The organism is Lysinibacillus sp. A1 (assembly GCF_000801965.1).
Lineage (GTDB): Bacteria > Bacillota > Bacilli > Bacillales_A > Planococcaceae > Lysinibacillus > Lysinibacillus fusiformis.
On the sequence record NZ_JSZM01000007.1, the window covers coordinates 54,920 to 67,708 of the forward strand.

The 12,789-nt window shown below is 37.9% G+C and carries 10 protein-coding genes, 1 riboswitch and 1 other annotated feature (1 of these 12 running past the window's edge); of the genes, 7 read left to right on the top strand and 3 right to left on the bottom strand.

The annotated features are described in order from the left end of the window. The first annotated feature begins 119 nt into the window (after positions 1-119). From PI85_RS04925 to PI85_RS04940, 4 genes are all read left to right on the top strand, one after another. Positions 120-1,268 (top strand): cysteine desulfurase family protein, encoded by a 1,149-nt coding sequence (locus PI85_RS04925; protein ID WP_036119110.1) that lies wholly within the window; start codon positions 120-122, stop codon positions 1,266-1,268. A gap of 75 nt (positions 1,269-1,343) precedes the next feature. Beyond that, positions 1,344-2,468, top strand: a complete 1,125-nt coding sequence (gene mnmA, locus PI85_RS04930) for a tRNA 2-thiouridine(34) synthase MnmA (protein WP_036119107.1) — start codon at positions 1,344-1,346, stop codon at positions 2,466-2,468. 74 nt (positions 2,469-2,542) lie between these two features. Next, the gene (locus tag PI85_RS04935; protein ID WP_036119104.1) at positions 2,543-3,202 is read left to right on the top strand and encodes a lipopolysaccharide assembly protein LapB; all 660 of its coding nucleotides are present in this window, start codon (positions 2,543-2,545) and stop codon (positions 3,200-3,202) included. Positions 3,203-3,392: 190 nt separating this feature from the next. Beyond that, the gene (locus PI85_RS04940) at positions 3,393-4,835 is read left to right on the top strand and encodes an MDR family MFS transporter (RefSeq protein WP_036119102.1); all 1,443 of its coding nucleotides are present in this window, start codon (positions 3,393-3,395) and stop codon (positions 4,833-4,835) included. 75 nt (positions 4,836-4,910) lie between these two features. Here the strand turns inward: PI85_RS04940 and PI85_RS04945 are convergent, their stop codons facing one another. The 3 genes from PI85_RS04945 to hisA form a co-directional block, all read right to left on the bottom strand. Continuing rightward, the gene (locus tag PI85_RS04945; RefSeq protein WP_036119096.1) at positions 4,911-5,642 is read right to left on the bottom strand and encodes a GTP pyrophosphokinase family protein; all 732 of its coding nucleotides are present in this window, start codon (positions 5,640-5,642) and stop codon (positions 4,911-4,913) included. 270 nt (positions 5,643-5,912) lie between these two features. Then, positions 5,913-6,200, bottom strand: a complete 288-nt coding sequence (locus PI85_RS04950) for a hypothetical protein (RefSeq protein ID WP_008181526.1) — start codon at positions 6,198-6,200, stop codon at positions 5,913-5,915. After that, on the bottom strand, positions 6,197-6,964 hold the full coding sequence (hisA, locus tag PI85_RS04955; RefSeq protein ID WP_036119090.1) for a phosphoribosylformimino-5-aminoimidazole carboxamide ribotide isomerase: 768 nt from the start codon (positions 6,962-6,964) through the stop codon (positions 6,197-6,199). Before hisA ends, PI85_RS04950 begins: the two co-directional genes overlap by 4 nt. 188 nt (positions 6,965-7,152) lie before the next feature. On the opposite strand from hisA, the gene PI85_RS04960 reads away from it, so the two are divergent. From PI85_RS04960 to corA, 3 genes are all read left to right on the top strand, one after another. Next, positions 7,153-9,585 (top strand): ATP-dependent RecD-like DNA helicase, encoded by a 2,433-nt coding sequence (locus tag PI85_RS04960; protein ID WP_036119087.1) that lies wholly within the window; start codon positions 7,153-7,155, stop codon positions 9,583-9,585. A gap of 123 nt (positions 9,586-9,708) precedes the next feature. Next, positions 9,709-11,142, top strand: coding sequence for a 4-hydroxyphenylacetate 3-monooxygenase, oxygenase component (gene hpaB, locus PI85_RS04965; protein ID WP_036149205.1), 1,434 nt, complete (start codon positions 9,709-9,711; stop codon positions 11,140-11,142). Between the two features lie 57 nt (positions 11,143-11,199). After that, positions 11,200-11,364: riboswitch (M-box (ykoK) riboswitch) on the top strand. A gap of 244 nt (positions 11,365-11,608) precedes the next feature. Continuing rightward, the gene (corA, locus tag PI85_RS04970) at positions 11,609-12,574 is read left to right on the top strand and encodes a magnesium/cobalt transporter CorA (protein ID WP_036127283.1); all 966 of its coding nucleotides are present in this window, start codon (positions 11,609-11,611) and stop codon (positions 12,572-12,574) included. A 66-nt stretch (positions 12,575-12,640) separates the two neighbouring features. Then, positions 12,641-12,789 (top strand) — a binding site (T-box leader) (it continues 67 nt past the right edge of the window).

Sequence of the window (12,789 nt, forward strand, 5' to 3'; positions counted from 1 at the left end):
ATAAACGGTGAAATCAAAATACTTAGCTGTTTGTATTGAATTTCATGCGGAATGTTTTTCATAAAATTATGATAAATAATGTGGGTTCCAGCGTTTTTTATTAAAAAGGAGTTTTCAACATGAATTCATATATCTATCTCGATCATGCTGCCACATCACCGATGAATGGCCAAGTTATAGAAGCGATGACGTCTGCTATGCAACACGTATTTGGCAATGCATCCAGTATCCATGGGGCAGGTCGAGAGGCGCGCAAATATCTTGATGATGCTCGTGAAATTTTAGCCAAGTCTATTGGTGCTCATGCGGGAGAAATAATCTTTACAAGTGGGGGTACTGAAGCTGATAATACGGCCATTCTGGGGACTGTCTATGCACGAGCTAAAGAGGGAAAGCACATTATTACAACACAAGTAGAGCATCATGCGGTGTTACATACATGTGAGAAACTTGAACGAGATGGCTTTGATGTGACTTATTTACCCGTGGATAAGGCGGGGCGTGTAGCTGTAGAGGATGTCCAAAAAGCACTTCGTGATGATACGATTTTAGTGACAATTATGTATGGGAATAATGAAGTGGGTACTATTCAGCCTATTGCAGAAATTGGTGAGCTATTACAAGGACATCAAGCTACCTTCCATACAGATGCCGTTCAAGCATATGGTTTAGAACAAATTGATGTGGCTCAATTAAAAGTAGATTTATTGAGTGTGTCCGCTCATAAAATTAATGGGCCTAAAGGAATTGGGTTCCTTTTCCAAAAGGCTGGAACACCTTTAGCTACTTATGCATTAGGCGGTGCACAAGAAAAAAAACGTCGTGCAGGAACTGAAAATATACCAGCAATTATTGGCTTTGCGACGGCTGTGCAAGTTGCAAATAAGTTGCGTGAAGAAAAGCGTTCACTATACAATCACTTTAAGCAAATTATGCTGGATGTATTTTCACAGGAAAAATTAGCGTTCCATGTTAATGGTGATGAAGAGCAGTCATTGCCACATGTTTTAAATATTAGCTTTGAGGGCATGGAAGTAGAATCATTTTTAGTGAATCTTGATATGGCAGGAATCTGTGTATCTAGTGGTTCTGCATGTACCGCTGGGTCGATTGATCCATCGCATGTGTTAGTAGCGATGTTTGGGCAAGGTACAGAGGAATTACGAAACTCGATCCGATTTAGCTTTGGTCAGGATTTAACGGAAAAAGATATTCGTGACGCAGCTGAAAAAACAGCACAAATAGTGAAAAAACTAGCTAAAAGATAATTTGTGAAGAACATGTTAGGTTTCTACAATTTATGAAGCATTAACTGTAAATAGATAAAAGAAAAGGTGACCACAATGAAAGAAACACGTGACCCCTCTCAAATTCGCGTTGTTGTCGGCATGTCTGGTGGGGTAGATTCGTCGGTGGCTGCATATTTGTTAAAACAACAAGGGTATGAAGTAATCGGGATCTTTATGAAAAACTGGGATGATACTGACGAAAATGGTGTTTGTACAGCAACAGAAGATTATGATGATGTCATAAAAGTATGTAATCAAATCGGCATCCCCTATTATGCTGTAAATTTTGAGAAACAATACTGGGATAAAGTTTTCACATACTTTTTAGAAGAATATAAAGCAGGACGTACACCAAATCCTGATGTAATGTGCAACAAAGAGATTAAATTTAAAGCGTTTTTAGAGCATGCGATGAGCCTTGGCGCTGATTATTTAGCAACAGGTCATTATGCACGTATCGATCGTAGCGGTGATGGAGAAGTGCAAATGTTACGCGGTGTGGATAATAACAAAGACCAAACATACTTTTTAAATCAACTATCACAGGAGCAATTGGCACATGTTATGTTCCCAATTGGCGATATTGAGAAAAAAGAAGTGCGTAAAATTGCTGAAGAAGCAGGATTGGCAACAGCGAAGAAAAAAGATTCTACAGGGATTTGTTTCATTGGGGAACGTAATTTTAAAGAATTTTTAAGTCAATTTTTACCAGCTCAACCTGGCAATATGGAAACAATGGATGGCATTGTCATGGGAAAACATGATGGTTTAATGTATTATACTCTTGGGCAAAGACATGGTCTTGGTATTGGTGGAGATGGTGAGCCGTGGTTTGTATTAGGGAAAGACTTAGAGCGTAATGTTCTACTTGTTGGACAAGGTTTTGACAATGAGCATTTATATTCTACTTCATTATCTGCGGTAAAAATGAACTATACTTCGACAAAAAAATTGCCTGGGAAATTTTCTTGTACGGCGAAATTCCGTTATCGTCAAACGGATACACCAGTAGAAGTTGAAATATTAGCAGATGGTCGTACTCATATTACATTTGCAGAGCCTGTCCGTGCTATCACTCCAGGACAAGCAGTTGTTCTCTATGATGGAGAAGAATGTATTGGTGGCGGAACGATTGATGAAGTTTTTAAAAGTAATGAAAAACTAACATATGTTGGATAACTTGCGCTAAGACTGCTTTTATTGCCATATGGCTTCATGGAAGCAGTCTTTCGCTACATAGAGGTGAAGAAATAATGAATTATAATGAACAGGGCATTCAAGCATTTCAAGATAAGCGTTATGAAGAGGCTGCACAACTATTTACAAAGGCGATAGAAGCTGAGCCAGAAAATGCTATTGGTTATGTAAACTTCGGCAATTTATTAGCAGTCTTAGAGGATACAGAACGTGCAGAGCGTTTTTTTCAAAAGGCAATTACAGTGGATGAGACAGCAGCTACAGCTTATTATGGCTTAGCAAACCTTTATTACAATGGGGAACGCTATGCTGAGGCTGTAAAGCTTTATGAACAAGCACTTAAGCATCATATCGAAGGCGCAGATGTGTACTATATGATGGGGAAATGCTTTGAGCGTATGGAGAATCCAAAATTAGCATTGCCTTATTTACAAAGAGCCGTGGAAATTGCTCCGGAAGATGCACAGATTCGATTAGCCTATGCAATTGTGCTATGTGCATTAGAGATGTTTGAGCAAGGGAAGAAGGAGCTGGATCTTTTAATTGAACAGGACTGGAACAATGCAGATGCCCACTATAATTTAGGTGTACTGTATGCAGTGTCTACAGAGCAAACAGAGGATGCGATGTATCATTTAAAACAGGCCTTTACCTTACAGCCAGAATACGATCAAGCTCGTTATATTTATGATATGATTGCTCAGCGATTTAACTAATAGATAAAAGCAGCAAGTGTGATTGGCTGAACTTGCTGCTTTTTTATGCAGTTCTATAGTAGGATGTCGATGGATTGTGGATTGAATTATTATGGTCATTTGATATTTTGTATAAAAATTATCCTATCCTCTTTTATTTTTAGGTTAAATTTGTTAGTGTATGTCATGCAGGAAAGGAATAGGTGACACGATGAATAAAGTATTTATGGCACTATTACTTGTAACAGCGCTTGCGGCAATTGAAGGAACGATTGTTAGTACAGCTATTCCAAGTATAACGGCAGATTTATTAGGCGTAGACTTAATAAGCTGGATTTATTCTGCTTATTTATTAGCCTCTGCTATCGCTGCGATTATTTTTGGTAAGCTAGCCGATTTATTTGGGCGTAAACGGATGATTATTACGGGTATTATTATTTTCTTATTAGGTTCCATGTTATGTGGGTTAGCACAGTCTATGGAACAATTAATTGTCTTTCGTGCGATTCAAGGGATAGGTGCAGGCTCGATTTTACCAATTACATTAACGATGGTTGGTGAACTATTTACGACTGAAAAAGCACGTGCTAAAGGACAAAGCTATTTAAGCATGGTATGGGGCGTATCAGGCGTAGTTGGTCCACTTTTTGGAGGTTTTATTGTTGACCAAGTATCATGGCACTTTATCTTTTTCATTAATGTACCATTTGGTTTAGCTTCTATCTATCTTATTGTTAAACATTATAAAGAACAGCTTGAGGCAGTGAAGAGGAAAATTGATTATTTAGGTGCTGGCCTATTTACGGTCGGAATGGTTTCGCTCTTATATGTCATTATTGAAAACAGTAAGACACAAGCATGGTTATCGAGTCAATCGCTCATGATGTATGTCGTTGCAGCTGTATTTTTAGGCGTTTTTATATGGGTGGAGCTCCGTGCAGAAGAGCCGATTATTCCATTAACATTATTTAAAAATGGTCGTCTCATGGTGATTAATTCACTCACATTAAGTACGATGTCAATTGTCATTGGTGTGACGGTCTATATTCCGATATATGCGCAAAGTGTTCTTGGAAAAAATGCCACGCAAGCTGGCCTACTTCTAACACCCATGTCTATTTTCTGGACGATGAATTCCATTGCAGCAGGCTATTTAATCGGTCGTTTATCGAATAAACGAATTATCCAAATGGGGACGATTTTATTAGTTACGGGAACGATTATGCTGGCTAGACTATCCTCAGGCTCTAGTGATTTAAGCGTGTATCTTGGCTCTTCATTAATCGGGCTTGGTATGGGCTTTATTATGCCAATGTTGATGATTTCCATTCAAAAGGTGGCTAATCCAAAGCAACTGGGTATTTCAATTGGCCTCAATTCCTTTACCAATACATTTAGTCAAGCGGTAGGTGCAGCGCTATTTGGTATGGTTTTTAACCTTGCCACGAGTGAGAAAATGGCTTCATTAGGTAAAGGTGAAATTCAGCTTAATGGTGAATTTGCAAAAGGCGGCTTTAGTCTAGAAGAAATAAGCTTTTTGAAGGGAACCATTGCGAATGGTGTAAGCTATGTATATATAACAACTTTAGTATTTGCCATTTGTGCCCTTATTTTATCTTTCTTTATTGTGACGAAATCCAAAGACAAGGCTTAAATATGAATGAAAATCCACTTTGCTTCCAGGCCGATATTTTTGCTGGAGCAAGGTGGATTTTTTGTTCAAGAGGATTTAATCATGATGATTCAGGTTTGGAAGTTGTGCAAAATATTTAGCTAGCTGTGATATAGGTGTACTATCTAATAAAGTGGGCTCGGCCTCATTTTCCTTTAATATATTAATCTCTTTATTGAGTCGCTCCATTTTTCGATCTAACTCAGCAGCTTGTAGTGCCGCTTCTTTTAATTCAACACGAATATGTTCTGGCACTTCTTTATTATATTTATAATAAATTTTATGTTCCAGGCTGGCCCAAAAGTCCATCGCAATGGTCCTGATTTGAATCTCTGTATAGACCTTCTCCATATGATCTGACATGAAAATAGGGATTTTTATAATAAGGTGTAAGCTTTGATAGCCATTTTCTTTAGGACTAGCAATATAGTCCTTCACCTCTACAACCTCAATGTCATGCTGTGCCTGCAACATGGCACTAACTTTATAAATATCCTCGACAAATGAACAAGTAATGCGAGCACCTGCAATGTCACGAATGTTTTCGCGTACGTCCTCCATCGTTGGAGAAAGTTCCTTTTTTAACATCTTTGTTAAAATGCTTTTCGGTGACTTTACGCGTGTTGAAATATGCTCAATGGGATTATATTCATGAATAAGCTTAAATTCCTCTTGCAAAATATTAATTTTCGTTTCCACTTCCTGTAAAGCAAATTTATAAGCTAAAAAGAAGCGTGTTAACTCCGTTTGAAATGATTTTAAAGAGTTTACTTCGAGTTCGGTTTTCATATTAAAAAAATCCTTTCCCTTATGTCTGTGGACACTTAATGATGTTCCACTTCTCATTCTATGTAGAATAGTCCTTCATCTCAATAAAATAGCAGCCAAAGATTGGCAAGGTTTAAATGTTAGGATAGTTTTTCATAAGGATAAAACCCTTCTACATCATATATAACTCACATAAGAGGTAAAAGGTTTCAAAAAGGCTAAAATGGATTGTAAAAGGTGAAGGAGGGGGAGTATTGTTGCAAACAAAGGGGAGAAAACTACCCCTTTGTGTTAACTAATAATTTCAGCATTTAAGTTATACCGTTTATTAAACTCATCCACAAATATTTGTAAGTCAATAGAGGTTCCTATATAGGGCTCTGTTTCTTGATCGCGGAGGAAACCACAAGTTGCCTTTAACGATTTAGAAAACTCTAGTAGCATTTGTTCATTATCAAGTTGAACATGAATGGCAAGCGAATGATCTTTTTTATTTACTTTGAAATACTTGCCATCAATGATACGTTCCAAATTTGTTTCTTGAAATGGAAAAACATAATCTTTATAAATGAGGTTCACATAATCCCGCCTTTTTTACAATATTTCACGACATCTGTATAGGGTAGCTCTCCTCCAAAAATAGAGAGAGCACTCCCGATTGTGATATGAAGCTTTCCATTGGCTATTTGGTTAAACTTTTCTAAGTCTTCTATTGAACGAATGCCTCCTGCATAGGTGGTTGGGATGGAGGTCCAGGCTGCAAGATCTCGTACCAAGCTTTCCTGCATCCCACCTTTTTTTCCTTCCACATCGACTGCGTGAATTAACAGTTCATCACAATAATTCTCAATATCTTGAATAGAGGCCGCATTAACTTCGAAGTGACTAAATTTTGTCCATTTATCCGTCATCACAAACCACTTACCGTCTCGCATTTTGCAGCTGAGATCAATGACAAGATGTTCTTTACCAATCAATTTGTTTAAATGTTGTAAACGTTCTAAATCTAGCTTGCCATCATGAAAGATATAGGAAGTGACAATCACATGTGAGGCACCAGCATCAATATATTTTTGGGCATTTGCAGCGGTAATGCCACCACCGACTTGTAAGCCTTGTGGAAATGTAGCTAAAGCAGCTAGAGCAGCATCTTCATTTCCCTGACCAAGCATGATGACGTGTCCACCTGTTAAGTGATCCTGTGCAAACATTTGTGCATAGTAGCTAGAATCATAACTAGAAATAAAATTCTCAACGACTGTTTGATTGGTAGTACCTAAAGTACTCCCGACAATTTGTTTTACTTTGCCTTCATGTAAATCGATGCAAGGTCTAAATTCCAATTACTTCACGATCCTTCCGTGCCACTCATTCTATTTATCATAGCATGGAAATATGGATAAAAGCTGAGAATTGTCATTTGTCGAAATAATGTAAAAATAATAAAGGGGAAATATTTTTATCAACGATATTTCGAAAGGTCTATGGTAAAATAAAAAGATTGAAAACAATTAGAAAGGGCGGACCGAATATGACAGATCATCTCGATTTATTTGAACTCAATAAATTTTTTATTCTCGGACGTCCGATTGTCTCTATTTTTCATAACACACAAAATATGTATTCCATTATACGAGTGAAAATTCAAGAGACAAACTTACAGTATGAAGATAAAGAAATTATTGTTGTTGGCTATTTTCCACCGTTACAAATGGATGAGCAATACCGCTTTACAGGTATATTGAAACAGCATCCTAAATATGGTGCACAATTCCAAATCGAGACATTTACAAAAGAGGTACCCGCTACTGAACAAGGAATTATTCATTATTTATCTAGTGACTTATTTGTAGGAATCGGGAAAAAAACGGCTGAAACCATTGTTGAAAAACTAGGTGCTAATGCATTACGTCTTATTTTAGAAGATCCGAGTGCACTGGATGCTGTTCCACGTTTATCATCTGAAAAAAAAGAAGTGATCCATCGCACGATTGAGCAAAATCTTGGTTTAGAACGGGTAATGATCCAGCTAAATGAATGGGGCTTTGGTCCACAGCTTGGAATGAAAATATATCAAACCTATCGAACTGAAGCCATTGAATTACTAACTGAAAACCCATATCGCTTAATAGAAGATGTGGAAGGGGTAGGGTTCTTTCGAGCAGATGAGCTTGGTGCCAAATTAGGCATTACCGGAAAACATCCTGACCGTGTCAAAGCAGCGATTTTCCATGTTTTAAATACGGCTGCACTATCTGACGGGCATGTTTATCTAGATGCGGAGCATGTTCTACCACTTGTAAAGGAAATGCTTGAACAAAGCCAACGTCAGGAAATTCCGTTTGAAGACATCTCAAAAGCATGTATCGAGCTACGAGAAGAAGGCAAAATTTGTGGGGAAGAAACAAGATTATATTTACCCTCTCTTTATTTTTCTGAGGTGGGAATTGCTTCTAAAATATTGACGCTTGTTGAACGAAATAGCAAGGCTGAGCATTTTAGCAAAGATGAGATTCGTAAAGCGATTGGTGAAACTGAGGAACTACTCCATGTGACTTATGCTGAAACACAAGCAAATGCCATTGAACAGGCTTTAAATTCAGCCGTAATGATTTTAACAGGTGGACCTGGTACGGGTAAAACGACTGTTGTACGTGGGGTTGTTGAAGTTTATGCGAAGCTTCATGGCTTATCATTAAATCCAAAAGAATATGCTCAAAAAGAGGAGCCTTTTCCTATTATCCTTTGTGCACCCACTGGGCGAGCTGCGAAGCGCTTAGCTGAATCGACTGAACTACCAGCTATGACTATTCATCGTTTACTCGGCTTTACTGGTCAAGAAAAAGAAGAAGAGACTGAACGAGAGGTCACAGGTAAGCTTATTATTGTAGATGAAATGTCAATGGTGGATACGTGGCTTGCTCATCAATTATTAAAAGCTTTACATGAGGATGTACAGGTTGTCTTTGTAGGGGACCAGGACCAATTACCGCCTGTAGGACCAGGACAGGTGTTGAAGGATTTATTAGCATCCAAGCAGCTTCCAACGGTGGAATTGACAGATGTTTACCGACAAGCAGAGGGCTCTACAATTATTGAACTAGCCCATCAAATCAAAAAAGGAACCATTCCGAAAGATTTAACATCGAAAACTACTGATCGCTCGTTTATTAAATCATCCGTCGATCAGGTAGGAAATGTTGTGACACAGGTAGTAAAAAGTGCTGTTGCTAAGGGGCAAGAAATTCGTAATATACAAGTATTAGCTCCGATGTATAAAGGTCCTGCTGGCATTGATAATTTAAATAAAATGATTCAAGAGCTTATTAATCCTAATGATACAGGGACAAGAAAGGAACTTGTCTTTGGGGACGTAACATATCGAATAAAGGATAAAGTTCTGCAGCTCGTCAATCAGCCTGAAAGTAATGTTTTTAATGGTGATATGGGAGAAGTCATTAGTATTATTAAGGCAAAAGAGACAGTAGAAAAACAAGATTTACTGATTGTCTCCTTTGATGGCATTGAAGTGACCTATCAACGAAGTGACCTCAATCAATTGACACTAGCTTATTGTTGCTCCATTCATAAATCTCAAGGTTCAGAGTTTCAAACCGTCATTATGCCTGTTGTCAAAGGGTATTCTAAAATGCTGCGGCGTAATCTTTTGTACACAGGTATTACAAGAGCGAAAAACTTTTTGATTTTATGTGGGGAACCCGATGTCCTGGCAGATGGTTTGCAGCGTACAGACGATTTACAGCGTTTTACTTCGTTGCGCGCTCGATTAAATCCAATGGATGTCGACGAAGTCATTGTTGAAGTCGAGGCAGTTCCAGTAAAACAAGAGGTTGTGCAAGAAGCGGCTATCGAGGACCCTAAATTAACAGTAGAAACAGCTCCTTATATTCATCCAATGATTGGTATGGATGATGTCTCCCCCTATGATTTTTTGGAAAAGTAACGATTGTACCCGATTAGATTCTTCCTAATCGGGTTTTCTAATACGCTGTATCGTCACCTAATATTTGGACATTTCATATACTACATAAGTACAAAAACATAGGAAATGTTTAGGAGTGACAACATGCCAATAATGACAGGACAGCAGTATATGGAACGTATCGATGCTTTAAATACGTATATTTCAATTGATGGGGAAGTTGTGACGGGCAAGGTGTCAGAACATCCTGCATTTAAGGGAATCATGCAAAGTCAGGCAAAGCTTTTTGATCTACAACATCAAGAAGCATATCTTGAAAAAATGACTTATGAATCGCCAACTAGCAAAGAGAGAGTCGGCATGTCTTTCCTTCAAGTCATGAGTCCCGAGGATCTAGTAAAAAGACGTTTGGCCGCAAGAGAATGGGCTTTACAAACAAACGGTTTGATGGGAAGAAGTCCTGACTACATGAATACGACATTGATGGCTTTGGCATCAGCATCGAACTTTTTGAAAGATAAGCCAAATTGTTTTCCAGACCATTTGCTGAAGTTTTATGAATATGCCCGTGAGAATGATATTTCCATGACACATACCTTTATAGAGCCGCAAGTAAACCGCAAGCGTTATTACTATGAGGATGAAGAAGTAACGATAGCTGCTAAAATTGTTGCAAAAACGGGCGAGGGCTTAGTCATTAAAGGAGCTAGATTACTAGCCACACAGGGAGGAATAACGGATGAACTTCTTGTTCTATCAACAAATGGCTATGATGAAGGAAAAGGTTTTGGCTTTTCTATACCGAGTAACACAAAGGGCTTAAAGTTTTTATGTCGGCAATCTTTTGTCGGAGGAGATTCTAGGTTTGATCATCCTTTAAGTGCACGCTTTGAAGAAATGGATGCGATTGTTGTTTTTGATGATGTAGTTGTTCCATGGGAGCGTGTATTTTATTATGAAAATGTTGAAGTAGCCAATCAATTTATGAATGTTAGTGGCTTCCAAGCGTATACATTGCATCATGTGCTATCACGTCAAATTGCTAAGACCGAATTCATCCTAGGGGTTGTACAAACGATTGTGGATACCATAAATATCGGGGATTACCAGCATGTCCATCAAAAAGTGGTAGATGTCATCGTAGCATTAGAAACGATGAAAGCACTGCAATTAAAATCAGAAATTGAGGCACAAAGGGATTCCTTTGGCTTTATAAGACCAGACCTATCGACATTACAGGTCGCTATTCATATTTTCCCGAAAGTATATCCTACCTTTACAGATATCATCCAGCTACTTGGAGCAAGTGGATTAATGTCCATACCGAGTGCAAAAGCTTTTGCAACGGATGATGGGGATCTTGATCATTATCTGCAATCATTTCAAGACAAAGGGGAGGAACGAGTTAAAAAATTCCGTTTAGCTTGGGATTTAACGATGAGTAATTTTGGCACAAGGCAAACGCTGTATGAACGATTTTTCTTTGGCGATCCTGTTCGTCTGTCAAGCCTACTCTATCAATCGTATAAGCGCGATCATTTAGTACAAAGAGTAGAAGACTTTTTGAATAATGATTGATTAAAAGTTTGACAGTTGTGAAACTATCCGTTATTATGTACAGGAATAAAAAAATAAGACTCCCTTCGTTAGGTGAGGCTCCTATGTGGAGATACGCTACTACCCAAAAATGTCGAGAGACGCCAATGGGTCAACAGAAATCATCGAAATAAGGTGTTTTTTAACGTAGCTGGATAATTTCCTATGCCGCATAGTGCTAAAACTCAACGTTTGAAGGTAACAAATATGCAAAGTTTTTTTGCTATTTTTTGATATGTGTATTCAACACGCCTTCATTCGTAGAAGGCGTGTTTTTGTTATGAAAGGAAGGTGATGAGAAATGGATAGTAGTCCTGAACCGAGTAAGCTTGAGGTAGATAGTCAGCATTTATGGAGACAGCCGTCGTTTCTTATCGCCAGCACCGACAGAAGGGTTTAAACAATGACCTTTTGTTACTTTTTATAATAAAACACGAGGTGAAGTATCATGATTAAAATTCACTATTTCAATCACAATAGCAAAACAGTTCAACACGATTTCAATATGAATGATTTACGACTTCCCATTCATAGCGAGGATTTATTATGGGTGGATTTATATGCGTATAGTCATAATGAATTAAATAATATAGCAGATGTATTTGGCTTTCATCCACTAGCAGTGGAAGATTGCTTACATGAAGGCTCACGCCCGAAAATGGATAGTTATGGGGATTATAAATTTTTCGTTTTCCATGCACCTATCTACAATGAAAAAAGTAACAATGAAATTACAACGGTCGAGTTAAATATTTTTATGGGACCCAATTATATTGTTACGGTCCATAAACAAAAATTACAATGGCTTGGGCATATAGAACAAGTTTGTTTAAATAGTGCGAAATACTTGGAAAAAGGCACTGATTTTTTATTGCATACGATTATTGATGGAATTACAGACGAGTATTTCCCTGTATTAGAGCGAATTCGAGCACGGATTGATGAGCTAGAAGAAGAAGTTTATGATTATCAACCGAAAGTTGTAACAGAAGAATTCCTTTCTTTAAAACGAACAATTATTTTAATTCGTCAGGCTATCATGCCACAACGAAGAATTTTTTCTACAATTAATGGCCAATGGAAATTTGATATACAAGAGGAAAATATCCCTTTCTATAAGGATTTAAATGATCATCTTGAGCGGATTGTCGACTCCACTGAAACGTATCGAGACTTAGTCAACAGCACATTAGATACGTATTACTCGATTATTAGTGGCAAGTCTATTGAAAAGCTGAACTTATTAACCGTTATTTCTACAATTATGTTGCCTTTAACTGTTATTACTAGCTTCTTTGGCATGAATGTACCATTACCTTATCAAGATTCACCTATTACTACGATTGCGCTGAGTGCCTTTTTAGTGTTATTTACATGGGGAATGTGGGCATACTTCAGAAGAATGATTGCTTAGTATGATTTGTAGTAGTAGTGCCAATTGACAGGTGAATAGATTTTTCTTATAATTTCGTTAGAAAAAGTAAACACGACGATGGAAAAAGTACGTAATTGCACGTGTAGAAGAAAGGGATTTCTTGGCTGAAAAAATCCTCACAGTGCAAATACCGAAAGCTACTCCGGAGTGCAGTTAATCCCTGCCGTTCACTGACGTTACAAGTGCTAAAGAGG